29 protein-coding genes are annotated in these 25,509 nt (G+C 62.1%); 9 read left to right on the forward strand and 20 right to left on the reverse strand.

The window, feature by feature from the left end; genetic code table 11:
- Window positions 1–55: 55 nt before the first annotated feature.
- From DWB67_RS06630 to DWB67_RS06645, 4 genes are all read left to right on the forward strand, one after another.
- Window positions 56–1,132 (forward strand): bifunctional transcriptional activator/DNA repair enzyme AdaA, encoded by a 1,077-nt coding sequence (locus tag DWB67_RS06630; protein ID WP_119806740.1) that lies wholly within the window; start codon window positions 56–58, stop codon window positions 1,130–1,132.
- Between the two features lie 124 nt (window positions 1,133–1,256).
- Window positions 1,257–1,565, forward strand: coding sequence for a 50S ribosomal protein L28 (rpmB, locus tag DWB67_RS06635; protein ID WP_119806741.1), 309 nt, complete (start codon window positions 1,257–1,259; stop codon window positions 1,563–1,565).
- Window positions 1,566–1,700: 135 nt separating this feature from the next.
- Complete coding sequence (locus DWB67_RS06640; protein ID WP_119806742.1) at window positions 1,701–2,036, forward strand: hypothetical protein; 336 nt, start codon at window positions 1,701–1,703, stop codon at window positions 2,034–2,036.
- 37 nt (window positions 2,037–2,073) lie between these two features.
- The gene (locus tag DWB67_RS06645) at window positions 2,074–2,553 is read left to right on the forward strand and encodes a copper chaperone PCu(A)C (RefSeq protein WP_119806743.1); all 480 of its coding nucleotides are present in this window, start codon (window positions 2,074–2,076) and stop codon (window positions 2,551–2,553) included.
- Window positions 2,554–2,567: 14 nt separating this feature from the next.
- Here DWB67_RS06645 and DWB67_RS06650 read toward each other — a convergent pair whose 3' ends face one another.
- Together DWB67_RS06650 and DWB67_RS06655 are read right to left on the reverse strand one after the other, a co-directional pair.
- Window positions 2,568–3,212 carry an arylesterase gene (locus tag DWB67_RS06650; RefSeq protein WP_255418579.1) on the reverse strand — a complete coding sequence of 215 codons (645 nt, stop codon included), beginning with the start codon at window positions 3,210–3,212 and terminating at the stop codon, window positions 2,568–2,570.
- Window positions 3,209–5,617, reverse strand: coding sequence for a heavy metal translocating P-type ATPase (locus tag DWB67_RS06655; protein ID WP_119806744.1), 2,409 nt, complete (start codon window positions 5,615–5,617; stop codon window positions 3,209–3,211). The genes DWB67_RS06650 and DWB67_RS06655 overlap by 4 nt, the downstream gene beginning before the upstream one ends.
- Before the next feature lie 231 nt (window positions 5,618–5,848).
- Between DWB67_RS06655 and DWB67_RS06660 the strand changes: the two genes are divergently transcribed.
- Entirely contained in the window at window positions 5,849–6,412 is a 564-nt protein-coding gene (locus DWB67_RS06660) for a L,D-transpeptidase (protein WP_119806745.1), read from the forward strand.
- 1 nt (window position 6,413) lies between these two features.
- Window positions 6,414–7,460: a tRNA 2-selenouridine(34) synthase MnmH gene (mnmH, locus tag DWB67_RS06665; RefSeq protein ID WP_119806746.1), complete on the forward strand. Its 1,047-nt coding sequence runs from the start codon at window positions 6,414–6,416 to the stop codon at window positions 7,458–7,460.
- A 34-nt stretch (window positions 7,461–7,494) separates the two neighbouring features.
- Here the strand turns inward: mnmH and DWB67_RS06670 are convergent, their stop codons facing one another.
- From DWB67_RS06670 to DWB67_RS06710, 9 genes are all read right to left on the reverse strand, one after another.
- The gene (locus DWB67_RS06670; RefSeq protein WP_119806747.1) at window positions 7,495–8,304 is read right to left on the reverse strand and encodes a purine-nucleoside phosphorylase; all 810 of its coding nucleotides are present in this window, start codon (window positions 8,302–8,304) and stop codon (window positions 7,495–7,497) included.
- Entirely contained in the window at window positions 8,288–9,214 is a 927-nt protein-coding gene (locus DWB67_RS06675) for an ABC transporter permease (protein WP_119806914.1), read from the reverse strand. The genes DWB67_RS06670 and DWB67_RS06675 overlap by 17 nt, the downstream gene beginning before the upstream one ends.
- A 98-nt stretch (window positions 9,215–9,312) precedes the next feature.
- The gene (locus DWB67_RS06680) at window positions 9,313–10,416 is read right to left on the reverse strand and encodes an ABC transporter permease (RefSeq protein ID WP_119806748.1); all 1,104 of its coding nucleotides are present in this window, start codon (window positions 10,414–10,416) and stop codon (window positions 9,313–9,315) included.
- Entirely contained in the window at window positions 10,416–12,074 is a 1,659-nt protein-coding gene (locus DWB67_RS06685; protein WP_119806749.1) for an ABC transporter ATP-binding protein, read from the reverse strand. Before DWB67_RS06685 ends, DWB67_RS06680 begins: the two co-directional genes overlap by 1 nt.
- Window positions 12,074–13,072: a BMP family protein gene (locus tag DWB67_RS06690; RefSeq protein WP_119806750.1), complete on the reverse strand. Its 999-nt coding sequence runs from the start codon at window positions 13,070–13,072 to the stop codon at window positions 12,074–12,076. The genes DWB67_RS06685 and DWB67_RS06690 overlap by 1 nt, the downstream gene beginning before the upstream one ends.
- Window positions 13,073–13,161: 89 nt before the next feature.
- The gene (locus DWB67_RS06695; protein WP_119806751.1) at window positions 13,162–13,575 is read right to left on the reverse strand and encodes a GNAT family N-acetyltransferase; all 414 of its coding nucleotides are present in this window, start codon (window positions 13,573–13,575) and stop codon (window positions 13,162–13,164) included.
- Entirely contained in the window at window positions 13,572–14,168 is a 597-nt protein-coding gene (tsaB, locus tag DWB67_RS06700; RefSeq protein ID WP_119806752.1) for a tRNA (adenosine(37)-N6)-threonylcarbamoyltransferase complex dimerization subunit type 1 TsaB, read from the reverse strand. Before tsaB ends, DWB67_RS06695 begins: the two co-directional genes overlap by 4 nt.
- Window positions 14,161–14,721 carry a NifU family protein gene (locus DWB67_RS06705; RefSeq protein ID WP_119806753.1) on the reverse strand — a complete coding sequence of 187 codons (561 nt, stop codon included), beginning with the start codon at window positions 14,719–14,721 and terminating at the stop codon, window positions 14,161–14,163. The genes tsaB and DWB67_RS06705 overlap by 8 nt, the downstream gene beginning before the upstream one ends.
- 53 nt (window positions 14,722–14,774) lie before the next feature.
- Entirely contained in the window at window positions 14,775–15,230 is a 456-nt protein-coding gene (locus DWB67_RS06710) for a universal stress protein (protein WP_119806754.1), read from the reverse strand.
- A gap of 162 nt (window positions 15,231–15,392) precedes the next feature.
- Here DWB67_RS06710 and DWB67_RS06715 point away from each other — a divergent pair, with 162 nt between their 5' ends.
- The gene (locus tag DWB67_RS06715) at window positions 15,393–16,202 is read left to right on the forward strand and encodes a sugar transferase (RefSeq protein ID WP_119806915.1); all 810 of its coding nucleotides are present in this window, start codon (window positions 15,393–15,395) and stop codon (window positions 16,200–16,202) included.
- Here the strand turns inward: DWB67_RS06715 and truA are convergent.
- The 9 genes from truA to tsaD all read right to left on the reverse strand — a co-directional run bounded on the left by truA (window position 16,139) and on the right by tsaD (window position 23,292).
- Window positions 16,139–16,954 carry a tRNA pseudouridine(38-40) synthase TruA gene (gene truA, locus DWB67_RS06720; protein WP_119806755.1) on the reverse strand — a complete coding sequence of 272 codons (816 nt, stop codon included), beginning with the start codon at window positions 16,952–16,954 and terminating at the stop codon, window positions 16,139–16,141. The two genes, DWB67_RS06715 and truA, sit on opposite strands and share 64 nt — an antisense overlap.
- Complete coding sequence (locus DWB67_RS06725; RefSeq protein WP_119806756.1) at window positions 16,954–17,937, reverse strand: 5-bromo-4-chloroindolyl phosphate hydrolysis family protein; 984 nt, start codon at window positions 17,935–17,937, stop codon at window positions 16,954–16,956. The genes truA and DWB67_RS06725 overlap by 1 nt, the downstream gene beginning before the upstream one ends.
- A gap of 145 nt (window positions 17,938–18,082) precedes the next feature.
- Window positions 18,083–19,072: a tetraacyldisaccharide 4'-kinase gene (lpxK, locus tag DWB67_RS06730; RefSeq protein WP_255418580.1), complete on the reverse strand. Its 990-nt coding sequence runs from the start codon at window positions 19,070–19,072 to the stop codon at window positions 18,083–18,085.
- Window positions 19,069–20,154 carry a 3-deoxy-D-manno-octulosonic acid transferase gene (locus DWB67_RS06735; protein ID WP_182911512.1) on the reverse strand — a complete coding sequence of 362 codons (1,086 nt, stop codon included), beginning with the start codon at window positions 20,152–20,154 and terminating at the stop codon, window positions 19,069–19,071. The genes lpxK and DWB67_RS06735 overlap by 4 nt, the downstream gene beginning before the upstream one ends.
- A 110-nt stretch (window positions 20,155–20,264) precedes the next feature.
- Window positions 20,265–20,510, reverse strand: a complete 246-nt coding sequence (locus tag DWB67_RS06740) for a DUF4170 domain-containing protein (protein WP_119806759.1) — start codon at window positions 20,508–20,510, stop codon at window positions 20,265–20,267.
- Window positions 20,511–20,595: 85 nt separating this feature from the next.
- Window positions 20,596–21,015 (reverse strand): EVE domain-containing protein, encoded by a 420-nt coding sequence (locus DWB67_RS06745; protein ID WP_119806760.1) that lies wholly within the window; start codon window positions 21,013–21,015, stop codon window positions 20,596–20,598.
- Entirely contained in the window at window positions 21,015–21,287 is a 273-nt protein-coding gene (locus DWB67_RS06750) for a YciI family protein (protein ID WP_119806761.1), read from the reverse strand. Before DWB67_RS06750 ends, DWB67_RS06745 begins: the two co-directional genes overlap by 1 nt.
- Window positions 21,287–22,228: an NAD(P)H-dependent glycerol-3-phosphate dehydrogenase gene (locus DWB67_RS06755; RefSeq protein WP_119806762.1), complete on the reverse strand. Its 942-nt coding sequence runs from the start codon at window positions 22,226–22,228 to the stop codon at window positions 21,287–21,289. Before DWB67_RS06755 ends, DWB67_RS06750 begins: the two co-directional genes overlap by 1 nt.
- Complete coding sequence (gene tsaD, locus DWB67_RS06760; protein ID WP_119806763.1) at window positions 22,225–23,292, reverse strand: tRNA (adenosine(37)-N6)-threonylcarbamoyltransferase complex transferase subunit TsaD; 1,068 nt, start codon at window positions 23,290–23,292, stop codon at window positions 22,225–22,227. Before tsaD ends, DWB67_RS06755 begins: the two co-directional genes overlap by 4 nt.
- Before the next feature lie 66 nt (window positions 23,293–23,358).
- On the opposite strand from tsaD, the gene DWB67_RS06765 reads away from it, so the two are divergent.
- A complete protein-coding gene (locus DWB67_RS06765) occupies window positions 23,359–24,024 on the forward strand; it encodes a uroporphyrinogen-III synthase (RefSeq protein ID WP_119806764.1) in 666 nt (221 codons plus the stop codon).
- 96 nt (window positions 24,025–24,120) lie between these two features.
- Window positions 24,121–25,500 carry a COG4223 family protein gene (locus tag DWB67_RS06770; protein ID WP_119806765.1) on the forward strand — a complete coding sequence of 460 codons (1,380 nt, stop codon included), beginning with the start codon at window positions 24,121–24,123 and terminating at the stop codon, window positions 25,498–25,500.
- The last annotated feature ends 9 nt before the right edge of the window (window positions 25,501–25,509 follow it).

Raw genomic sequence — 25,509 nt, forward strand, 5'->3', positions numbered from 1 at the left:
TTCGCGCCCCATGCGCGCGGCGAATCACTTATGATCAGGGGCGAAAGGACAGCCGATGCGCGATTTGCCTGATCATGATCATCTTTACGCGGCGCTGCTGGCGCGTGATCCTGCCTATGAAGGGGTGGCGCTGGTTGGCGTGACCTCGACCGGGATCTATTGTCGGCTGACCTGTCCGGCCCGCAAGCCGCTGGCCCGCAATTGCCAGTGGTTTGACAGCGCCGCCGCGGCCCGTCAGGCCGGTTTTCGCCCCTGTCTGCGATGCAAGCCGCAGGGTGCACAGGCCGATGCACATCCGGTGATCCGCGATCTGATGGATGCATTGTCCGACAATCCCGACCATCGCTGGTCGGAAAACGGCATAGCGGCGCGGGGGCATGACCCGTCCACTGTGCGGCGGTTGTTCCGGCATCACTTCGGGCAAAGCTTTTTGCAGATGGCGCGGGCGGCACGGCTGCGTCAGGGAATCACCAGATTGAACAAGGGAGGTCGGATGATCGACGCACAACTGGATTCGGGGTTTGATTCGGCCTCGGGGTTTCGACGGGCCTTCGCGCAATTGTTCGGTCATCCGCCCCATCAAATGGCATCGGATGCCGACTTGCGGGCCGACTGGATCCAGACGCCGCTGGGGGGCATGATTGTCATTGCCGACAGCGCGGCCTTGCACCTGTTAGAGTTTGTAGACCGCAAGGCGCTGCCTGCCGGTCTGCGAAAGCTGTCCCTGTTGGCAGGTGGCCGCATCGGTCTGGGCCGCACGCCGGTTACCGACCTGACCGAGGCCGCATTGACCGCGTTTTTTGCAGGTGAAAATGGACAGTTAGACATTCCGGTCTTGCTGGCAGGCACAGCATTCCAGCAACGTGTCTGGCAGGAATTGCGCAACATACCTGCAGGGCAGACCCGCAGTTACCGTCAACTGGCCACAGCCATCGGACAGCCCAATGCGGTCCGCGCGGTGGCGGGGGCGAATGGTGCGAACCGATTGGCGCTGGTCGTACCCTGCCATCGGGTGATCGGGTCCGACGGCACATTGACCGGATATGCGGGCGGTCTGTGGCGCAAGGAAAAACTGATCGCGCTGGAAGGTGGATACCGTGATTTCACGGGGAATCTGTCCAGCAAGGGTTGACGCAGTCGGCCCCTCGCTGTAATCACCCCAAAACGAATTTCGGGCGCTGCCTTGCGGCGTCCTTTCACATTGGGACGGACCCCTTGCCGGGAACGCCCGCGTAGTTGAGACAAAGGAAAACACCATGTCGCGCGTCTGCGAACTGACCGGCAAAGGCCCGATGAGCGGTAATAACGTCAGCCATGCCAAAAACCGTACCCGTCGCCGGTTCCTGCCGAACCTGAACCAGCTGACCCTGATGTCGGAAAAAATGGGCCGCGGTTATTCGCTGCGCATTTCGGCAGCAGCGCTGCGTTCGGTCGATCACCGTGGCGGCCTGGACGCGTTCCTGGCAAAAGCAAAAGACACCGAGCTTTCGGATCGCGCGCTGAAGATCAAGCGCGAAATCTCGAAGCTGGATGATGCTGCTGACGCAGCCGTCCTGACGGCCTGATTTCCGGGAAGGCTTCAAGCTGTTCCGATCTGCACAGCCCCGCCATTGGCGGGGCTTTTGCATGTCTGTGACCCGGTGACGCGGCAGCAGAAATTGGCTGCTGACGTTTGGATCGCAATCCCCTAGCGTGCGGGCATGTTCAAACCGCTCCGCCTTGCCCTGATCCTTGTCCTGATGCTGACCAGCATCGGCCTTGGCACGGCCCGCGGCACCGTTCGGCTGGGAACCGAGGTGGTTTTATGTACCGGTCACGGTGTTGTCGTGACCCGTCTGCCCGATACGGGCCAGACAACGGTACATCTTTGTCCCGATATGGCCCTTTCGCTGCTGGCTGTCGTTGCGGCGCCTGCCGTGATTCCGCCCCAGCAATCAGCTATGGCCGCGACGTATCAGCCATCGGCCTTCCGACTGTCTGTCCCGACGGTTCTGACCATGACGCGGGCGCGCGATCCTCCGGTATTTGGCGCGTGATCACGGAATTTCAGGACAGATATCAAGGATCAAGACGATGAAGACTATAACCCTGACTGCTTTTGCGACCATGTTACCATTAGCTGCCTTTGCCCATGACGGCATGCATGTGAACGACATCTATGCCCGAAGCGCCAATCCGATGACCGGCGCCGTGTTTATGCAGTTGGAAAACCACCGCGATGTCATGTGCACCCTGCAAGGCGTATCCTCGGACGTGGCCGAGCGGGTCGAGCTGCACACACATACCGAAGAAGACGGTGTGATGAAGATGGGCAAGATCGAGGGCGGCATCGATATCCCCCCGCATGAGGCGCATATGCTGAAGCGCGGCTCTGACCATGTCATGCTGCTGGGACTGACGCGACCTTTGAAAGATGGCGACACCTTCGATCTGACGCTGGATTTTGGTGATTGTGGTTCCGAAACGGTATCGGCAGTCTTGGATAACGAACGCACTGACGGCCACGGTGCGGAAGATGGCGGTACCTCGGCTGACGAACACGCCGATCACTGACAGGCAACCGGTGGTCAGCCCAGCCTTTGCATCAGCTGGGCGGCCACCGGTCCCAGATGCTGGACGATTCGCTGCACCCCCAGATCAGACGGATGGATGCCGTCGTGCTGCATCAAAGGCCCGCGATCTTCGGGTGCTACCTCGACCAGCGGCGCATAGAGGTCCTGCAACAGCAATGTCTGATGCTTATTGGCCAATGCCGGCCATAGCCGCGACCACGCGCGTCGCCAGTCGGCATCACCTGCCGGTGCATTGATGCCCACCAGCAGGACAGGGCGACCGCCTTCCGTTGCGGTGGTCAGGATCGCATCCAGATTCCTGCCCGATTTGACGGGATCGAATTGCCGCAGCATGTCATTGCCACCCAATTCGACGATAATCGCATCCGGTTGATGGCGTTCGATCGACAAACCGATTCGCACCCGCCCGCCATAAGTCGTATCACCCGAAATCCCTGCATTAATCAGTTGTGTATTCTGACCCGCATCCCGCAGGTAATCCGCCAGTTGCGGCACCAGCCCCCTTGCGGATGGCAACCCATAGCCTGCCATCAAGCTGTCCCCGAAACACATCAGGCGGGGCAGGCTTTGGGCACGGGCGGGCCCGGTGGTGGCCAAAGCCGCCCCCATGGCCAGCAGGTGACGTCGGTTCAGGTTCATCCGGCTTTCCTTAGTCTCAGGGCATTGCCGACCACAAAGACCGAGGAAAACGCCATTGCCCCGGCCCCCAGCATCGGTGACATCTGTGGACCACCAAAAGGCACCAGCACCCCCATGGCAACCGGAACCAGCGCAACATTATAGGCGAATGCCCAGAAAAGGTTCTGGTAGATGTTCCGCATGACTGCGCGTGACAGCGTGATCGCGCGCACAACACCGCGCGGATCGCCCGACATCAACACCGCATCGGCGGTCTGGATGGCAATATCGGTGCCAGTGCCGATTGCAATGCCGGTTCCGGCGGCGGCCAATGCGGGGGCATCGTTTATCCCGTCACCGACAAAGACGTTATCTGCACCCATCTGTCCGATGACGGTCAGCTTGTCCTCGGGGGTTAGGCCACCCTGGATCTGGTCGATGCCAAGACGTGTACCGACGGCTTTGGCGGTTGCGGGCATATCGCCGGACAGCATGGCGGTTTTCAGGCCCATATCATGCAGGGCGGCAATGGTGTCAGCAGCCTCGGGGCGTTCTGCGTCTGCCAAGGCAAAGCTGGCGCTATGGCGGCCATCGATCACCAGATGCACAGGCGTTGCCCCCTGATTGGCGGCGGCAGTCGCATGGGCAACCAGACCCGCATCGGGCGTAATCCCCGCAGCCTCAAGCGCTTTCAGGTTGCCGATCAGCAGGTTGTGGCCTTCGACCCGTGCCGTCATCCCGCGCCCTGCCTGGGCGGTGACATCCTGCGCTGCAGGCAGGTCCATATTCTGTGCGCGGGCCAGAAAGGCGGCGGCGAGGGGGTGTTCGGACCGCACCTCGGCGGCGGCGGTCAGGCGCAGGGCCTGATCTTCGGTGATCCCGGCGGTCCGGATGTCTGTCACCGTGGGGCGGCCTTCGGTCAGCGTGCCGGTCTTGTCAAAGGCGACGATTCTGGCGCTGGCCAGTTTTTGCAGCGCGTCGCCCTGACGGAAAAGAACGCCCAGTTGCGCCCCGCGTCCGGTGCCAACCATGATCGAGACCGGCACGGCCAGACCCATGGCGCAGGGGCAGGCGATGATCAGCACGGCAACCGCTGCGACAATGGCCTGTGCAAGCCCCGGCCCGAAGGCCAGCCACAGCATCAAAGTCAGCACCGACAACGCCATAATCACCGGCACAAAAACGCGGGTGACCTTATCGACCAGCGCCTGCACAGGCAGACGTGCGGCCTGTGCCTGTTCGACCAGCGTGACAATGCGCGACAGAACGGTATCCGCGCCTGTGGCCGTCACCCGATAGGTCAGGGCCGAGGCACCGTTCAAAGTGCCACCCGTGACACTGTCACCGGAGGATTTCACGACGGCGACGGGTTCTCCCGTCAGCATCGATTCGTCGATATGGCCAGATCCCTCTGTAATGACCCCGTCCAATGCGACGCGTTCGCCAGCGGCAAGCAGCAACAAGTCGCCGGTCACAATCTTATCTGTCGGAATTCTAACCGCCTTGCCGTTTCGCAGGACGGTTGCCGTATCGGGTGCCAGATCCATCAGCTTATGGATGGCGGCACCGGCCTGACCTTTGGCACGTGCTTCCAGCCAGCGCCCCATCAGGATCAGGGTCACGATCACGGCAGCGGCCTCGAAATAGACATGGCGGGATTCGGGGGGCAGCAGCGATGGCGCCAAGGTTGCAACGGCAGAGAACAGAAAGGCCGCGCCCGATCCCAAAGCCACAAGGCTGTTCATCTCTGGTGCGCCGCGCATCAGGGCGGACAGGCCGGTGGTAAAGAACTTGCGACCCGGACCGGCCAGAACCACCAGTGCCAGCAGCATCTGCACGATCCAGACCACCTGCATCGGCACCAAGGCATAAAGACGGTCATGCAGGCCTGGAATTATATGGCCTCCCATCTCGGTCAGGAACAGGGGCACGGTCAGAACCAACGCGGTCAGGAAGCGGCGGCGCAGGGCGGATGCCTCGTTCTTTGGGGCGGTCGGGGCGGCGTTCGGTTCGATGACTGTCGCAGGATAGCCCGTATCAGTGACCACTTGCGCTAGTGCCTGCGCCGAAAGGGCAGGGGCATGGGTGATTTGTGCCTGCTGGGTGGCAAGATTGACCTGTGCGCTGGCCACCTGCGGGTTTCCGGTCAGGGCACGCTCGATCCGTCCTTGGCAGGACGCGCAATGCATGCCGTCGATTTCTAGCCGCGTCGTCGCCAGTTGTGCGGGATAGCCGGCCTTTTCCATGACATCGCTGATGTCGCGCAGAGGCGTATCTTCGGCCCGCATATGAACGCGCTTGGTTGCAGGGTTGACCGACAGCTTGCTGATGCCGGGCAATGCGGACAGGGCGCGTTCGACCGTGCCCGCACAAGCCGCGCAATTGATGTCCGGAACAGACAGATCAAGATCGGCAGTTTTTGTCATAGGATGTCCAATTCGGCGTTCAGTTCATGGTCCGACCATCATGTCGGAAACCGCGCGCTGGCGGAGGGTCGTGCCCGTAACGGGCAAGGAACCGTCGGTGCGCCTTGCCTGTTATGTGTGAAGGAAGGGACATCAGGTCAAGGGATGCACGACTGATGACACGGGTATCAGTTGCGGCAGGACCTGTTTTCCCTGTATCCAGAAAAAAACCACCGGACGAGGAATAACGCCATGAACCGCCGTCAGATGATCTCGCTGGCACTGCCACTGATCGCCGCGCCGTCGCTTGTGATGGCGCAAACTGCGCCCGCAGCACCTGCCGCTGCCGATCCCTATGTGCCGACCGAAGTCGCGATCCGCGACGATTTCGAGGTTGGCAGCATCGTTGTCGTCAGCAAGGACTTCTTCCTGTATCACGTTACCGCCCCCGGTCGCGCCACCCGTTACGGCGTTGCTGTCGGTTCGGCCGAACTGGTTTGGAAGGGCAAAGCCACCATCGGTCGCAAGGTCGAATGGCCAAGCTGGCGTCCAACGCAGGATATGATCAAACGCAACCCCGAGGCTTACAAGAAATACGAAGACGGCATGCCCGGTGGTCCCAAGAACCCCTTGGGGGCCCGTGCGCTGTATCTGTATAACGACCGCGGTCAGGACACGGCGATCCGTATCCACGGCACGACCAACCCCGGATCAATCGGATCGGCTGTGTCGAACGGTTGTCTGCGGATGCGCAATGAAGCTGTGATCAGCCTTTTCAATCAGGTGCCCGTCGGTACCCCCGTCTACGTCTTCTGATTTGACCGTAGAATTGAACGGCGTGTCGGACCCGCGCTTTGACGGGTTCGACGACATTATCGATGTCCGCGCCCCTGCGGAATTTGCCGAAGACCACCTGCCTGGTGCCATCAACCTGCCGGTGCTGGATGATGCCGAACGGGCACGTGTCGGCACAATCTATAAACAGGTCTCGCCCTTTGATGCCCGCAAAATCGGCGCTGCTTTGGTGGCTGCGAATGCGGCCAGGCATATCTCGGGCGCGTTGGCTGACAAGCGGGGTGGCTGGCGTCCTTTGGTCTATTGCTGGCGCGGTGGACAGCGTTCTGGCAGCTTTGCCGAGATTCTGGGCCAGATCGGCTGGCGGGTCAGCCGCATTCAAGGCGGTTATAAATCGTGGCGACGGTTGGTGGTCGAGCGGGTCCAGAACGGCCCGATCCTGTCACCTGTCATCGTGCTGGACGGCAATACCGGCAGCGCCAAAACCGCGATCCTTTCCAGGCTGGCAGCTTTGGGGCATCAGGTCATCGATCTTGAAGGTCTGGCGAATCATCGCGGCAGCCTGTTTGGCGCAATGCTGGGTGGCCAACCCAGCCAGAAGATGTTCGAAGGTCGTCTGGCCGTGGCGCTGGATGCGTTGGACCCCGCCCGCCCTGTATTGGTCGAGGCGGAAAGCAGCCGTATCGGCTCGATCGCCGTTCCCAAGGCCATGTGGCAGGGGATCTGCACCGCCCCGCGCCTGCATTTGCAGGTTCCGGTTCAGGCCCGCGCTGCCTTCACCGCCAAGACATACGAGGATATGGTCGAAGACCCTGACCGTGTGTCACGTATTCTGGACCTGATGGCGCCGCTGCATCCCGCAGAACGCATCGAAAGCTGGCGCGGAATGTTGTTCGAACGCGACTGGCAAGGCCTGTCCGAGGGCTTGCTGCGCGACCATTACGACCCACGTTATAACAGCCATCGGGCGCGTCACGATGATGGCTGTGGCCGGACAATTATGCTGCAAGGGCTGTCCGATCTGGATGCCGCGGCAGGCGCGGTCGAGGCAGCGTTGGCCCGTATGTAAAAAACGCCGCCAAGGTTCTTGGCGGCGTTTTTGCTTAAATGTTGGCAGCGTCGCGCAGGAAATGTCGTAACAGCTTTTCCAGCTTGGCAGCGCCCAAGGGGGCCATGGCCTTTGTATGGTCGTGACTGATCGATTCGTCCGACAGGCCAGCGCCCATATTGGTGATGACCGAAATGGCGGCGCAGCGGATGCCCAGAAAACGTCCCAGAATGATTTCCGGTACGGTGGACATGCCGACCGCATCGGCACCCAGAACCTTTGCTGCCCGAATTTCGGCAGGGGTTTCAAAGCTGGGCCCCGAGAACCAGCAGTAGACCCCTTCATTCAATTCGACACCTTCGGCCTTGGCAGCGGCGGACAGGGCACTACGCATGACGGTATCATGCGCCTCGGTCAGGGGAACAAAGCGGGCATCGGTCTTTTCGCCGATCAGCGGGTTGGTGCCCGCAAAAGCAATGTGGTCGTTCAACAGCATCAGCCCGCCGGGCTGGATGTCGGAACGCAACGAACCGGCGGCATTGGTCAGGATCAGTTTGTCGCAGCCCAAATCGCGCAGCACCTCAAGCGGCAGGCGCATGGCATCTGCGCGACCTGCTTCATAGTAATGCGACCGGCCACCAAAGACGGCCACGCGCCGTCCCTCAAGCTGGCCTATGACCAGCTTGGGGACATGGCCCGATACGCCTGCATGGGGAAAGCCGGGCAGGTCGTCATAGGGGATTGCAACACCGTCTACGGTGTCCGACAGATGTCCCAGCCCCGATCCAAGGATCAGACCGAATTCGGGCGCCTCTGATCCGGCGCGTTCGCGGATCAGATTGGCCAGTTCAACGCTCTTTGACATAGGGTTCTCCTCCGGCGCGGGGGGGGACAGCGCGACCCACAAAGCCAGCCAGAATGATGACGGTCAGGATATAGGGCAGGGCGTTCATGAACATCGACGGGATGGTGATGATCCCCAGATCGAGGTTCGGATAGAGGTTGGCGATCGCCTCTAGCAGGCCGAAAAGGAAGGTGGCGAACAGCGCCTGCCACGGGCGCCATTTGGCAAAGATCAGCGCCGCGAGGGCGATAAAGCCGCGACCTGCAGTCATTTCCTTGACGAAGCCCGCCGACAGGCCGGTCGCCAGATAGGCACCGGCAATGCCGCACAGGATGCCGCAAATGGCCACCGCGGCATAGCGCAGCCGTGTCACCGAAACACCCGCCGTATCGACCGATGCAGGGTTTTCCCCCACGGCGCGCAGACGCAGACCAAAGCGGGTGCGGAACAGCACCCACCACGTCACCGGCACCATCAGCAGCGCCACATAGACCAGAATGGTATTGCCCGAAATCAGCCCGGAATAGATCGGCCCGATCACCGGCACGTCGCGCAGCGTTTCCGCAAACGGCAGGTTGATGGGCTGAAAACGTCCCGCGCCCGTCAGCGCAGGCGTGCGCCCGCCCAGACCGAAGGCGTTCTGCCCCACCAGCACCGTCAGCCCCGAGGCAAGGAAGTTGATCGCCACACCGGCAATCAACTGGTTGCCGCGGAAGGTGATCGAGGCAAGGCCATGGACCAGCGACAGGGCCAGCGACCCGCCGATACCCGCCAACAGGCCCAACCACGCGCTGCCGGTCAGATAAGCGACCGAGGCGGCGGAAAAGGCCGCCATCAGCATCTTTCCCTCAAGTCCGATGTCGAAGACGCCGGCGCGTTCGGAATAAAGTCCCGCCAGACAGGCCAGCAGCAAGGGCGTCATCAGGCGCATCGCGCTGCCGATGCCTTGGGATGCCGCATTGCCATCGACAAACGCCCAGATCAGGCAAATGGCCAGAACAATCAGCGCAATCAGTGAATCTTTCAGTTTCATTTCGCGCCCCCGTTCGTGCGTCGCATCGACAGGAACAACCGCTCCAACGGCATGCGGACCATATTGTCCAGCGCACCGGTAAACAGGATGACCAGCGCCTGAATGACGACGATCAATTCACGCGGGATACTGGTCCAGAGCGCCAGTTCCCCGCCCCCTTGATACAGAAAGCCGAACAGCAGCGCCGCCAGCAGGATGCCGAAGGGGTGGTTGCGGCCCATCAGGGCAACAGCGATGCCGATAAAGCCCGCACCCTCGACCGCGTTCAGAACCAGACGCTCGGATTCGCCCATGACGTTGTTGATCGCCATCAAACCGGCTAACCCGCCAGAAATCAGCATCGCGATGACGGTGATCTTGACGGGGCTGATGCCTGCATAGACAGCACCAGGTTCGGATTTGCCTAGAACGCGAATCTCGTACCCCAGTTTGGTGCGCCAGATCAGCAGCCAAACCAGCAGGCAGGCAAGAACGGCGATCAGGAAGGTCACATTGACCGGCGTGTTCTTGCCCCATTCCATTCCCAGACCGGCGAAAATATCGGTCAGCGCGGGAAGATGGGTCGATTCGGGAAAGCGGGCCGAGGCGGGGTCCATGCTGCCCACGGGGCGCAGCTTGTTAACCAGAACATAGTTCAGCGCCGCGGCGGCGATAAAGTTGAACATGATCGTGGTAATCACGATGTGGCTGCCGCGTTTGGCCTGCAAATAGGCAGGAATAAACGCCCATGCCGCGCCAAAAGCCGCCGCCCCAATCATCGCGACCGGCAGGGCGATGGCCCAATGCGGCAGCGGCAGGTACAGCAGTACCAGCGCGACCCCAAGGCCACCCATGGCGGCCTGACCTTCGCCACCGATGTTGAACAGACTGGCGTGATAGGCGACCATCACGGCCAGTCCGGTAAAGATGAAATTCGTGGCGTAATAAAGCGTGAAGCCCCAGCCATAGCTGGAACCAAGCGCCCCCTCGACCATGGTTTTCATGGCCATGACGGGGCTTTCCCCGATGGCCAGAATGACCAGCGCCGATATCGCCATGGCAAGCACCAGCGATATCAGCGGGGTCAGGATCACGTCAGCCCATTTTGGCATCTTGTCCATTATGCGGGCTCCTGCGGCAGTGTCTCGACGTGGGCGGATTCGGGGGGAATGCCTGCGTCGTCGGGGGTATGTGCGGTATCGGTAACGCCCGCCATCAGCAGGCCCAATTCGCCGGTGGTGGTGTTTTCGGGCAGGCGTTCGCCCATAATGCGGCCATCGAACATGACGGTGATACGGTCCGACAGGGCCAGAATCTCGTCCAGTTCGACACTGACCAGAAGAATGGCTTTGCCCGCGTCCCGCAATTCGATGATGCGTTTGTGGATAAATTCGATCGCGCCGATATCGACGCCGCGCGTCGGCTGGCCGATCAGCAGCAGGTCGGGGTTCCGCTCGATTTCGCGGGCCACGACGATCTTTTGCTGGTTGCCGCCCGAAAAGTTGCGTGCTGCCAGATTGGCGTTGCGCGGGCGGACGTCGAAGCGTTCCATCTTGGCTTCCGCATCGGCCTTGATGGCGGCATTGTCCATCAGCATGCCCTTGGTGAATTCAGGTGCATCCTGATAACCGAAGGCGACATTTTCCCAAGCGGCGAAATCCATAATCAGGCCTTCGACCTGACGATCCTCGGGGATGTGGCCGATGCCTGCGCGGCGGCGCTGTGCCGCGTCGCAGCCGCGACCGCCGATGGGCAGGGGCTGGCCGTTCATGCGGATTTCGCCCGCGACCTTGCTGCCTTTTGGGGGATAGCCACCAAGGATTTCCAGCAGCATGGTCTGACCGTTGCCACTGACACCGGCGATGCCCAGAATTTCGCCCGCGCGGATGTCCAGATCGATGCCGCGCAGGCGCTGGACGCCCTCGTCGTCGGTCATGGTCAGGTTGCGCACCTCGAGCACGGGGGCGGCAGGGGCGGCAGGGGCGGCAGGGGTCTTTTCGACGTTCAGCAGCACCTTGCGACCGACCATCAGCTCGGCCAGATGTTCGGGGCTGGTTTCGGATGTCTTGACCGAGGCGACCATTTCCCCGCGCCGCATGACGCTGACGTCGTCGGTGATATCCATGATTTCGCGCAGTTTATGCGTGATCAGGATGATGGTCTTGCCCTCGTCGCGCAGCCCTTCAAGAATGCGGAACAGGTGATCGGCCTCGGCGGGGGTCAGCACGCCGGTCGGTTCGTCAAGAATTAGGATATCGGCCTGACGATACAGCGCCTTCAGGATCTCGACCCGCTGCTGGTGACCGACCGAGAGGTTCTCGATCACCTCGTCGGGGTCGACGTTCAGCTGGTATTCGGCGGCTAGCTGTTTCAGCACGCCGCGTGCCTTGGACAGCGAGGGGCGCAGCAGCGCACCGTCTTCGACGCCAAGGATGATGTTTTCCAACACCGTGAAATTCTGCACCAGCTTGAAATGCTGGAAGACCATGCCGATGCCTGCGCGGATCGCCGTCTGGCTGTCCGCGATGCTGATCGGTTGGCCATTCACCAGCACCTGACCGCTGTCAGGTTTGTAAAAGCCGTAAAGGATCGACATCAAAGTCGATTTACCTGCACCATTTTCGCCAATAATGCCGTGAATGGTGCCCTTGGGGACATTAAGATTAATATTGCGATTTGCCTGAACCGGCCCGAATGCCTTCGAGATGCCGCGCAGCTCGATTGCAGCGGGGGCGGTCGTGGCCGACCGCCCCCCCATCATGTCACTTGCGGCTGTCATTACGAAGCCGGGCAGGCGTTGTCGGACATATAGTCGTGGACGGCAATTTCGCCGCCGGAAATGCCGGCCTTGGCTTCATCGACGGCAGTCTGCATTTCGGCATCCACCAGATCGCGGTTGGAATCATCGACAACAATATCGACGCCACCTGCGGCCAGATCCATGACCTTGATGCCGGGCATCAGCTGGTCGCCTGCGGTGAATGCGTCAAAAACAGCATTGTCCACGCGCTTGACCATCGAGGTCAGAACCTGTCCGGGATGCAGGTGGTTCTGGTTGCTGTCCACGCCGATCGACAGGATGCCTTCGTCGGCTGCAGCTTGCAAAATACCGATGCCGGTGCCGCCAGCCGCTGCATAGATCACGTCAGCGCCTTGCGATTTCTGCGCGCGGGCCAATTCGCCGCCTTTGACCGGGTCGTTCCATGCAGCAGGCGTGGTGCCGGTATAATTGACTAGGACGTTGCCTTCGGGCTGGGTCGATTTGAAACCCTGCGCAAAGCCGCATTCGAACTTATGGATCAGCGGAATATCCATACCGCCAATAAATCCGACCGTGCCGCTTTCGGATTTCATGCCCGCCATAACACCGGCCAGATAGCTGCCCTGTTCTTCGGTGAAGACAATGGATTGAACGTTCGGGGCCTCGACCACCATGTCGATAATGGCAAATTTCGTGTCGGGATAATCGCCTGCGATCTGGGTCAGAACGTCACCGAAGGCAAAACCGGTCATGACAATCGGGTTTGCACCGACTTCGGCCAGACGGCGCAGCGCCTGTTCACGCTGTGCTTCGGATTGCATTTCCAGTTCGCGATAGGTGCCGCCGGTTTCTTCGACCCAACGCGTGGCGCCCGCAAATGCCGCCTCGTTGAAGGATTTGTCGAATTTTCCGCCCAGATCATAGATCAGCGCCGGTTCGGCAAGGGCAACGCCCGTCGTCAGTGCTGTCAGTGCTGTCAGTGCCGTACCAGCTAGAAGCGATTTGATCAGAGACATTAATAACCTCATCCTGTTTTTGCGGGCGATTCAGCAGGCCCGTTCGATAAGCATGATTAGGGCGCATCAGTCTGGGCCGGTCAACCGCCTTATTGGCCGCTACGCAGCGTCAGACGCATCACGATGGCATCCGTTCGCGGACCGTAATAACCGCGTCTGACACCGGCTTCCAGCCAGCCTGTGGCTAAATAAAGCGCCTTGGCTGCATGGTTGTCGGATGCGACCTCAAGAAAGGCATCTGTTGCATCCATATCGCGGGCCGTGCTGCTAAAGCGGGCAACAAGATGCCGGCCAATTCCGCCACGTTGCCGTTCGGGGTCAACCGCAATGGTCAACAGCTCGGCTTCTCCGGCGATGGCGCGGCCTAGAAGGAAGCCGCCGTTTTCCTCCAGAAGGAAGACGCCCTTGGTCATGATCAGTGATGCGAATTCCGATGCGGACCACGGGCGCGGAGTTGTGAAGCAACGGGCGTGCAGGTCGGCCAGCCTGTCGGGGCAGTTCATGGCAGGATCAACGGCGGTGCATCCCGCGCAGGTGCCGCATCGGCAGGACGCATATACAAAGGCGCCGGACGCAAAGCGGGGGCGCCTGCACGCAAGGCCGCCAACCGCGCGATGGCAACGGCTGGTGGAACCGCCGGCGCAGCCGGCGCGGGGCCGGGCGGCAGCGCGCCGGTCGCAGCTTGCTGCGGACGGCTGCCTTCTTGCGGTTCAATGGTGAAATCCTGCCAGATGACCTGATCGGCCCGCGTGGGGATGATGATACGACACGGGCGGGGCAGGTCATATGCCGCCGCCTCGGTCGCGCTGATGCCGATCGCTGGAATTTTCAGGGCCAAGGACAGGGCGCGTGCCGCTGATACCGCAATCCTGACGCCGGTAAAATTTCCCGGCCCGATGCCGACGCCCAATGCCGTCAGATCTTTCCATGTCACACCAGCCTCGGCCAGAAGCTCCTCCAGCAAGGGCATCAGGCGTTCGGCCTGTCCTTTAGTCATGTCTTCCTGTCGCTGCACCAGAACATCCGGCCCACGCAACAAAGCGGCCGCGCAATGCGCGGCCGATGTGTCAAATCCAAGAATCAGCGGATCAGGCAACGGGACGGACCTCGATCACCTCGGGAATATAGTGGCGAAGCAGGTTCTCGATCCCCATCTTCAACGTCAGCGTCGACGAGGGGCAGCCTGCACAGGCCCCCTGCATATGCAGATAGACGATACCGCGATCGAAACCGTGGAACGTGATGTCGCCGCCATCCTGTGCCACGGCAGGGCGCACACGCGTATCCAGCAATTCCTTGATCTGGCCGACAATTTCTTCATCCGGACCATCATGGGCAGCATGGCCTGCGCTTTCGGGCGCGGCCCCTTCGATGGCGGGTGCACCCGATTGGAAGTGTTCCATGATCGCGCCCAGAACCGAAGGTTTCAGGTGGTCCCACAACTGGTCGTCGGATTTCGTGACGGTCACAAAATCGCGGCCAAGGAATACGCCGGTCACGCCTTCGACGGCAAAGATGCGCCGCGCCAGGGGCGAACTGGCGCCGGTATCAGGATTGGGAAAATCGGCCGTGCCACTGCCCAGCACCGTTTCGCCGGGCAGGAATTTCAGCGTGGCTGGATTCGGGGTGGTCTCGGTCTGGATAAACATGGGGCAGCTCCTTTGAAGCTGATATGGCTATGGGCAGGGCGCGGGTCAAGCCGTCAGGTAATCGCCTCGAGCCGTTCTTTCGACAGATCGCCCGGCACCAATGTGATCGCGCAGGGCAGATAGGTCGGATCGCGCAGCAGGCGCGACAGGACCGGATTCTGCCCGCCCTTTTCGCCGTTCAACCCCAAAACGACAACGCCGATCTCTCCGTCCTGCTCGATCTGTGCCAGCAACTCCTCGGCGGGGTCGCCTTCGCGGATCACCAGTTCGGGTTCTATCTTGGGACGCGACCGCATCCATTTGGCGAAAACCTCGAAATGGGCCTCGATCCTTTCGCGGGCCTCGGCGCGCATGACATCGGCGACACCAAAGCCGTGCTGGATATCATCGGCGGCAATGACCGACATGATCACCACCGCACCGCCGGTGTTGGCAGCCCGCATCGCCGCGAACCGCATGGCGTTCAGACATTCTCTGCTGTCGTCCAGAAGGACCAGAAATTTACGCATCTTCTCGGATGTGCCTTGTTCTGTTTCCCCTGAACAGTGGCCGAACTGCCATGCTGGTGCAAGTGATTGCGCAGGAAACCGCCGCCCCCGTTTTCATTGTATGCAAGCCGTGTTAGCGGAAATAGGGTGCTTGTGCATGTAACTTTGGAAGCGGACGGTATCGTGACGATCCACCATGACTGGGATAAGGCCGACGCCGCAAAACTGACCGCGCCCAAAATGGCGTGGTTCATCGGCGAGGCGAAAGCACCCGGCGTGAACCCTATGCCGCTGTCCAAACGTGCCTTCGATATCTGTTTTGCGCTGTTCCTGCTGATCCCCTTGTCATTCGTGATGCTGGCTGTCGCGCTGGTTCTGCTGATCCTTCAGGGTCGTCCGATCTTTTATGCGGCCCACCGCATGAAGACCCCCGACACGCCGTTCACCCAGTGGAAATTCCGCACCATGCTGTGCAAGGAAGGCGATTTCGGGGCGACCGGTGCGCATAAAGCGTGGCGGATTACCCCTATGGGCAGGTTCCTGCGCCGGTCGCGAATCGATGAACTGCCGCAACTGTTCAACATTCTGATCGGCGACATGAGCTTTGTCGGACCGCGTCCGCCCTTGCGTGAATATGTCGAACGCTTCCCCGCTGTTTATGCGCAGGTGCTGCACAGCCGCCCCGGGGTCACAGGTCTGGCAACGCTGATCTATCATCGCCACGAAGACCGTATTCTGGCCCGCTGCAAATCCGCCCGCGCGACCGAGGCTGCCTATTACCGCCGCTGCCTGCCAGCCAAGCTGAAGATCGATCTGATCTATCAGCGCCACCGCACCTTGCGGCTGGATCTGTGGATTTTGTGGAGGACGCTGGCCATCGTCATCGCCCGCAAGGATGAACGCCCGCGACGCCGCCGCCGCGGAAAATCCTATTTGCCGATCGGCCCTTCGCCGCGTCCGGTCAAATCGCCTTCGAACGGGTCAAAGGGATAACCCACACCTGACAGATACAGGCCCTGCGGCGGGCATACCGGCCCGCAGGCGGCGCGGCTACAATCAGCCAGCGCCTGTGCCACACGATCAGGATGCCATGATCCGGCGCCGACCCGTTCCAGAGTGCCAACGATCGACCTGACCTGATTGTGCAGGAAAGACCGCGCCCGCAAAAAGAACCGGTATTCCGTCCCATAAGGCATGGGCAGTTCCTCGATCGAGATTTCATCCATCGTTTTGACAGGACTTTTCGCCTGACAGATCGAGGACCGGAACGTCGTGAAATCATGCAGCCCGATCAGATGCGCCGCACCTTCGCGCATGGCGTCGATATCCAAAGGCAAAAGTACCTGCCAGACATTGCCACGCTGATGGGTCATTGGCGCACGGCGGCTGACCAGGCGGAAGGTATAGCGACGTTCCAGTGCGGAAAAACGGGCATGGAAGTCGTCATCGACTTTGGCCGCGTGCAGCACGACAACGGGTGCGGGTTTCAGATGCCAGTTCAGCGCCTCGGACAGGCGGAAGGGGTCCCAGTCGCGCATCAGTTCGGCATGGGCGACCTGTCCGGTGGCGTGGACGCCTGCGTCTGTGCGACCCGCAGCGGCAATGCGTGCGCCCGCCGCAAAGCCGGGGTCCAGCTTGGCCAAGGCAGCCTCGATCGCGCCTTGGACGGTGACTTGCCGGGCTTGTGCCTGCCAACCGGCAAAGGGTGCGCCGTCATATTCGATCTTCAGGGCAAAACGTGGCATCAGTCGCGTGGCGCTTTCTGTGGGGTTTTCAACAGGTCATCCAGCGTCTGCGCCTCTTGGCTTTGCAGGGCAGGGGGATCGTCAGGCGTGACCGAGGTGGCGGCACCTGTCAGCCCTTCGCGGGCCAGACGGTCGCGCAGCACCGACATTTCGATGTCCAGCGCGTCACGATCACCATCAAGCAGGCGGTCCGAACGTGCGATGAAATCTTTTTCCAGATCATCCAGAAATTCGGTATATTTGGCACGCGCTGCCTTATCCTGTGTTCGGGAATAAAGGTCCGCAAAGCGGATCGTCGCATCCCGCGCGCCCATCAGATAGACACCCAGATAGCGGCGTGCCGAAGACAGTCCGCCGGGGTTATCCCTGACACGGTCGAACAGATGCTGCACGGTGGCGGCAAACATATCGACACGTGCCTGAACCCGACGGTCGCCCGCGCGGGCGATGGCATCGGTCATCTGTTCGAGATAGCTTTCGCCTTCGTCGATCATACGTTGGGCGCGATCCTGCTGGAAGCTGTCCACGCCTTCACGGCCCTTGTCACGCATAGGGTCCAGCCCAAAGCTGATCTGGTGCAGGACCAGACCCGCCCCGCCGATCAGCCCTGCCTGCGCCCAAAGTCCGGGATCAGCCGCCCCAAGCCCCAGACCCAGACCACCCAGAACGCCGCCGAACAGCTTGCGCGGGATGGCGGGGCGGCGGGCAACGCGGCGGGCGTCGTACATCGCCTGTGCAACCAGTCCTTCGCGGGTCATCCACATGCCGCTGGCAATCAGGCCGAATGCGGCCAGATCGGTGACAAGCCCTGTCGCGCCCTGAAAAAACGCGCCCAGCAGAAAGGGCGAGGCCGCAAGCGTGATCCACTTGGGGCGGCTTTCATGCGGGTGGCGCGGGGTTGGCGGCACAACCGGCCCGCTGTCTGGCAGATTGTTGCGCAGGATGTTCTTGGGCGAGAACTGCCCCGTAAAGCGTTGTGCCATAACCTTATCCCACCCCCACAACCGAGGCGTAAAGCGTCAGCACCAGCAGCAGATAGAAGCTTAGCCTTGCTTGGGCATTGCGCGACATATGTGGTCCTTTCGGCGGGAAGTCCTGATTGCCTATATCGGCATTTCGCTGCGAATTTCAAACCTTCGGCGGAAACAAGCGGTCCAGCGCAATGTCCAAGGGCGCCGGATCGTCCAGCGACAGACGCACCGGCAGTGCCATGACCTTCATGCGGAAGGATCGCGGCAGACGGGCGGCATCCTTTTCGGTGGTGACCAGCTGCGCACCCAGCATCCGCGATTCCGTTTCCAGCCGCGTCAGCAGGGATTGGGTAAAAGGCTGGTGATCCTCTAGCGGTTCGGCGCGGATCAGATCGGCACCAAGGTCGCGCAGGGTGGTAAAGAATTTCTCGGGGTGGCCGATACCTGCAAAGGCCAGAACGCGGTGGCCCTGCCAGTTGATGCCGGTCTGTAAGGGTGCCAATTGCCCGCGCAGATGCGTGGGGGCCGCCTTCGGGGTGGGAAAACCCGCCTGTGCGGCGTCAGGGCCGATCGACAGCAACAGATCGGCGCGGGCCAGCCCTTTGGCGACAGGTTCGCGCAAAGGACCGGCAGGCAGGCAAAGTCCGTTGCCAAAGCCCTTGGCCGCATCCACCACGACCAGCCCCAGATCATGCGCCAGCGCAGGATCCTGAAAGCCGTCATCCAGAATGACTGCCTGCGCCCCCGCCCGAACAGCCGCCTGTGCACCGGCCAGCCGGTCGTCGCTGACCCAGACAGGACCGAAGGCGGCCATCAACAAAGGCTCATCCCCTGTCAGGGTGGCATCATGCTGGCCTTCTTCGACGCGCAAAGGGCCCTTGGCGCTGCCGCCATAACCGCGCGAAACGACATGCGCATCAATCCCACGCGCAGCCAGCAGCATCTGCAGATGGATCACGGTTGGGGTCTTGCCTGTCCCGCCCGCATTCAGATTGCCAACGCAAAGGACAGGCACACCCGCACGGGCACGTGCCCCGCCCGCCAGCCGTCGGGCAGTGGCTGCGGCATAGGCGGCACCAAGGGGGGCTAGAAGCCGTGCCTTTAATGTCGCGGGTCGGATGAACCAGAAAGCGGGGGGCTTGTTCACGGGGCGGTCCTTTCGGCGTCCTGTCCGGCCTGCAGCACGGATTGCACGGCACGGGTGATGGTGATGGCCACATCCGCGCCACCGGTGCTGACGGTCCATGCGTTGCTGGCAAGGGCGGCGATCATCTCGGGCTGGGTCAGTTCGGTGATGGTGACGGCCAGATCCTCGGGGGTGCGGACCTTTCTGGCGGCATTGGCACCGTCCAGCTGTTGCCATTCGGTGGCAAACATCCCGCTTGCGGGGCCGTGGACAATGGCCGATCCAAGGGCTGCGGGTTCAAAGGGGTGACGCATGGCGTTTTCTTCCCCCGCAAGGGTGCCGCCCATAAAGCTGACGGGGGCCAGGCGGTACCACAGGCCCATTTCGGTCGGACCGTCTGTCAGCAGCACCTGAACCTCGTCGCTCAGATCCTCATCCTCGCTTCGGCGGGCGACAGTCATACCAGCTGATTCGATTTCCAGCGCCAGCAGGTCGATTCGTGCTGAATCGCGCGGGGACAGGATCAGCAGCGCGCGATGGGAATGACGCAGGGCGGCCTGATGGGCGGCCAGAACCGGCCCTTCCTCGGATTGCGGCAGGCTGGAGGCGAACCACGCATGGCGGCCATTCATCTGCTGGGCCATCGAGGCGCGTTCGGTTTCCGAACAATGCAGCGGTTCGCGGATTTCCGACACAGGGCCGGTCATGCTGATACGGCTATGGTCCAGCGACATCCGTCGGGCAATCTGCATGCTGGCGGTATTGGTCAACATGACCGTCGTCATCAGGGACAGCAATTGGCGACGCATGGCAGATTGCATGCCCCAACCAAGATCGCGGGATCGCAGACGGAATTCCGCCATAACCAAAGGAATATTGCGGGCATGGGCGGCCAAGATCAGGGCGGGTGGCAGTTCCGTGCCGATCAGCAGGACCGCAGCAGGTTGCGACCGGTCCAGCAACTGCGCCGAGGCTTCGGCATCAAGGCCCGCATTGTCGCCGTCAGGGTCGGGAATGCGGATGATCCGCAGGTCTGGGCGGGCTTGGGACAAACGACGCAGGATCTGCGTTTCAGCCCGCGCCGCATCGGCAGAGACATGCATGACCAGCCCCGGGCCGGAACCTGAGGGAATCACGGGCAGGGCGGGATCGGTTCCATGCCGGGCGCGCAGATGCCACCACAGCGCAAGTCGACCCAGCCCCGCCCCTGGCATTATTTACCCAGTTCTTCGGTCGGGCTGACTTCGCGTTCCTCGTCGCGCAGGCGGTGAAGATGCGCGATAAAATAGCGGGTATGGGCGCTGTCCACGGTGCGCTGTGCCTCGGCCTTCCATGCGGCATGGGCGGCGTCGTATGACGGGAAAATGCCGACCATATGGATGTTATCGGGGTCGCGGAACTGGGTTCCTTGCGGATCGACAAGCTCTCCGCCGAAAACGAAATGCAGACGCTGGGCCATGTGACCTCCTGAGGTGTGGGACGGGTGGAACCTAGCGCGGCAGAGTCCCGGAAAGAAGGGGCAAGAACGCCCCTTTGGAATGTGATCAGCTATCGGCGCCCGAAAGCTCCATGATGATGGCCCATTCGCCGTCCGTGACAGGTTGCACGGACAGGCGCGTGTTATTGACCAGCACCATATCGGCCAGACGCGGTTCGGCCTTGGCCTCCTCCAGCGATACGGCGCGGGGCAGTTTGCGAACGGCTTTGATATCGACGCATTCCCAGCGGATATCGTTGGCCTTGCTGTCGGGATGGGCAAGGGCGATGACCTCGCAGATGCCGACAGCTTCTTTGCCGATGTTTGAATGATAGAACAGGGCCTGATCGCCCACCGCCATCGACCGCATCATATTGCGCGCCTGATAGTTGCGGACACCGTCCCATTCCTCGCCCTGATCACCCTTGGCAACCAGATCGTCCCAGCCGAAAACGTTGGGTTCGGATTTGAAAAGCCAATAGGCCATCAGCCGACCACCTTCTTCCATTCGATGACTTCGACCGAATCGAACAGTCCCGCGTGCTTATAAGGATCGGCTGCGGCCCATGCCTGTGCGGCGGTAAGGTCGGTCGTGTCCAGCACAACCAGCGATCCGCACATTTTTTCGTCCTGCAGGAACGGTCCGGCATACATCACGATGCCGCTGTCGCGCAGATGCGCCAGATGGGCGTCGCGGGTGGCCATACGGATTTCAAGCGCGTCGGGTTTATCACGGCAGATCACGGCAAACAGGGGCATCATTCTTCCTTTAAAGGGCGGCTGAGCAAATGGTCCATGGCAGTTTCCACCGAAACCGCGCCTTGGGCAAGGCGGGCCACCATGGCGGCGATCGGAAGGTCCAGCCCGTCGCGGGCCGCCATGCGGGTCAGTGCGCGGGCGGTGGCGGCACCCTCGACGGTGGTGGAGGGGTCGAAGGGATCGCCCGCGCCCAATGCCGCGCCGAAGCGGAAGTTGCGCGACCCTTGGGACGTGCAGGTCAGCGTCAGGTCGCCCAGTCCCGACAGTCCTGTCAGCGTTTCGGGCCTTGCGCCTAGATGGATCGCAAGGCGGGTCATTTCGGCAAAGCCGCGGGTGATAATTGCCGCGCGGGCGCTGTCACCCAGACCAGCACCGATCACCGCACCTGCGGCAATGGCAATGACGTTTTTCAAGGCGCCGCCCAGTTCGGCCCCCGTCACATCGTTGCTGCGATAAAGCCGCAGGACCGGCGTGGACAGTGCCTGCTGCATCCGGCGACCGACGGTGTCATCCGTGCAGGCCAGCGTCAGGGCCGTGGGCAGACCGCGGGCAATATCGGCCGCGAATGACGGTCCGGTTAGCACCGCCACTGTCGCATCGGGGCATGCCTGTGATATCAGGACCGAGGGACCGTTCAGATGCGACAAATCAATGCCCTTGGCGGTGCTGACCAATTGTTTGCCCGACAAGCGTTGGCCATGCTGCGCCAGAAAGCCGCCAAGCGCCTGCGCGGGCAGGGCCAACAGGATCAGCTGCGCGGTCAGCGCATCCTCCAGATCCTGCGTGACGGTCAGGGCATCGGGCATCTGAACATCCGGCAAACGCGGGTTCTCACCCTGCCAGTCGATCCGGCGACCCCACAGCGTCACGGGGCCATTGGCCGTCAGCGCCACGGCCAGCGCGGTTCCGAAAGCCCCTGCGCCAAGGACGGCGACTGTCATGCCTTGGCCCCTTTCTTACCGCTGCCCAGCATGGGTTCGGCCTTGCGGTCCAAGGGCCAGCGGGGTCGGGCGGCCAAGGTCATATCGTCACGGTGGCCCTGATGGAAACGCTCGATCCCGGCCCAAGCGATCATCGCGCCGTTGTCGGTGCAAAGCGCCAAGGGCGGTGCAAGGAAGCGCGCACCTGCATCGGCGGCCACCTGTTCCAGCGCGGCGCGAATCTGGGTGTTGGCCGCAACGCCGCCTGCCACGGCCAGCACAGGAACGGGACTTTCGGCCAAGGCACGGCGGGATTTTTCGGCCAGCACATCGGACACGGCGGTCTGGAAGGCCGCGCACAGGTCACGGCGGTCGCCCTGACGCAGCCCGCCATGGTCGGCGATCATCGCATCGCGCTGCCGCAGGGTGGCGGTTTTCAGACCCGAAAACGACATGTCACAGCCGGCACGATCCAGCAGCGGTCTGGGCAGAGGGATGCGTTTGGGGTCGCCCAAGGCCGCCTCGGCCTGCACGGCGGGGCCACCGGGTTGGGGCAGGGCCAGCAGCTTGGCGATTTTGTCAAACGCCTCGCCGGGGGCGTCGTCGATGGTGCCGCCCATGCGGGTGAAATCATCGGGGCCGTCCACGCGCAGGAACTGGCAATGTCCGCCGGACACCAGCAGCATCATATAGGGAAATTCGATCCCGTCTGTCAGGCGCGGGGTCAGTGCATGACCCGCCAGATGGTTCACGCCGACCAGCGGTAGACCTGTTCCCGCAGCTAATCCCTTGGCGCACATGACGCCCGACATGACCCCGCCAATCAGGCCCGGACCCGCCGTCACGGCAATGCCCGACAGGTCCGACAGCGCCAGCCCCGTCTGATCCAAGGCCTGCTCGACGGCCAGATCCAGACGCTCGGCATGGGCGCGGGCGGCGATTTCAGGAACAACGCCGCCAAAATTGGCATGCAGGTCGGTCTGGCTGCAGACGACGCTGGACAGAATGCGGCGGTCACCAGTGACAACGGCTGCGGCGGTATCGTCGCAGCTGCTTTCGATGCCCAGAAAGATCAGATCATCCATGCTCTTGCCTTGCAGAAGGGGGGCGCTTACCCATGAACGCCCTAGCACCGGCGCAAGGATATGCCAATGCCAGCGGACCAACGCCCCACGCTTCTGATCACCCGCCCTCGGAAGGCCGCGCTGCGATTTGCCGCAATGCTGCCCGATGTCCCCTCGGTCATCGCGCCGGTGTTGCGGATCGTGCCGGTTGCCCATGACGCGGGGGTTCTGCATGGGGCGCGGGGGTTGGTCTTTACCTCGGTCCATGCGGTGGCGTCGGCGGGCGCAGGGCAGGGACGGCTTGCCATTTGTGTGGGCGGGCAGACGGGGCAGGCCGCGCGGTCTGCGGGGTTCGACGTGGTCGAAGGACAAGGGACCGCCGACAGCATCCTGCCGCTGATCGCCACAGCCCCTGTCCCGCTGGTTCATCCGCATGGGCGTCATGTCGCCAAGACACTGCCGGTGCGGGGCATCGTCGTCTATGACCAGCAGCCGGTTGATATCACGCCACAGGCGCAGGCGCTGCTTGCGGGACAAACCCCTGTCATTCTGCCCGTTTTTTCGCCAAGATCCGCCAGCCTGCTGTCGCAGCAGGTAAAAAACGCGCAAGCCCGCCTGTGGATCGTCGCAATCAGCGATACGGCATCGCGGGCATGGACGGGACCGGCGCAGCGTGTGATCGTGGCGCAAAGACCTGATGCCGATGCAATGAAAGCTGCGATCTTGCAGTTGCTTGCGTCGGAACAAAGCTGAACACGGCGGGTTGAGCGTAAAGCCATCGCTGTTTAGGCTGCAGGTCATGCGCTTAGAGGCGGCCATGCCGGCATGGCACCGAGACGGGGACAAGACGTGAAACAGCCAGATAAACCCAAGGCCAAGCAACCGGCCACCCAACAACCGGCCAAGACAGCCGACCGCAAACAGCCTGCCGCGCCCGGCGCCTTGGCAAATATCGGGGTCGAGGCGGGCAAGCCCGCGCAGGCCGGTCAGCCAGGCAAAATCAGTGCGGCCCCTTCGACCTTGGTTGGTGATGCCAAAGGTGGACTGCCGGCGGCGACTGCCAAACCTGCTGATGCAAAACCCGCGGCAGATAAGCCCGTGACCGATAAGAAGACGCAGCCTGATGCTGTAAAGCCCGCGCAGACGCCATTTGCCAAAGAGGAGGCAAAGCCGACGCCTCCGCCTGCCAAACCGGCCGAGAAAACTGCGGTGAAATCTGCACCTGTGAAGAAAACCGGTTTCTGGCCTGTGGTCTTTGGCGGCGTTGTGGCCGCAGGTCTTGGCGCGGCTGCCGCGATTTATGCCTTGCCGCATGTGCCGCCCCAATGGCAGCCATTCCCGCAAGGCGGCCCTGCCGCCGCACCGCAAGATGTTGCCGCATTGGCCCAGCAGGCCGCCCGCCGCGCTGTCGCCGAAGAAATGGGCGCGATGCCCGCCCCTGCAGGGTTGCCTGCCGATCTTGAGGATCGCATCGCCGCGCTGGAAAGCCGTCCCGCTGCGCCCCCGCCAGCCGAAGGCGGACCGCAAGGAAGCGAACAGCTGGACAGCCAGCTTGCCGCTCTGACCCAGCGTCTGGATGAACAGCAGGCCCGGCTGGACGAGATGGCCGAAAGCGGCAGTTTTGATCCCGAAGCTGCTGGTGCCTTGCAGCAGCAGATCGAAGCCGCCGCAGCCGAGGCTGAAAGCCGTCTGGAAGCTGCCCGCACCGAAGCGCAGGAACTGCAAAGCGCAGCTGAGGCCAGCACCCGTCGTGCCGAAGCCGTCGCGGCCATCGCATCCCTGCAATCCGCGCTGGATCGCGGGGTAACGCCCGATGACGCCCGCGCAACGCTTGAAGGTGCAGGACTGGACACGCCGGAGGCGCTGACGGTCGAAGTGCCCAGCCTGACCAGTCTGCAAAGCGAATTTTCCGATGCCGCCCGTGCCAGCCTGCGCGCCGCGCTAAGCGAAAGCAGCGCCAGTGGTGAAGGGAATATGCTGACGAATTTCCTGCGCGCCCAGACCGGTGCACGCTCTATCGCCGCGCGAGAGGGTGATGACGCCGACGCCGTGCTGTCACGCGCCAACGCCGAGGTCGAGGCTGGCCGAATCGCACCTGCCCTTGCCGAAATCGAAAGCCTGCCCGAGGCGGCCCGCACCACGCCTGCCATGGCCGACTGGCTGACCCGCGCAACCGCCTATACGCAGGCACAGTCGGCGCTGACCGATCTGTCCTCCGGCCAGAATTGAGGTCTGCAA

It is taken from the genome of Paracoccus sp. JM45, assembly GCF_003590715.1.
In the GTDB taxonomy this organism is placed as follows: Bacteria; Pseudomonadota; Alphaproteobacteria; order Rhodobacterales; family Rhodobacteraceae; genus Paracoccus.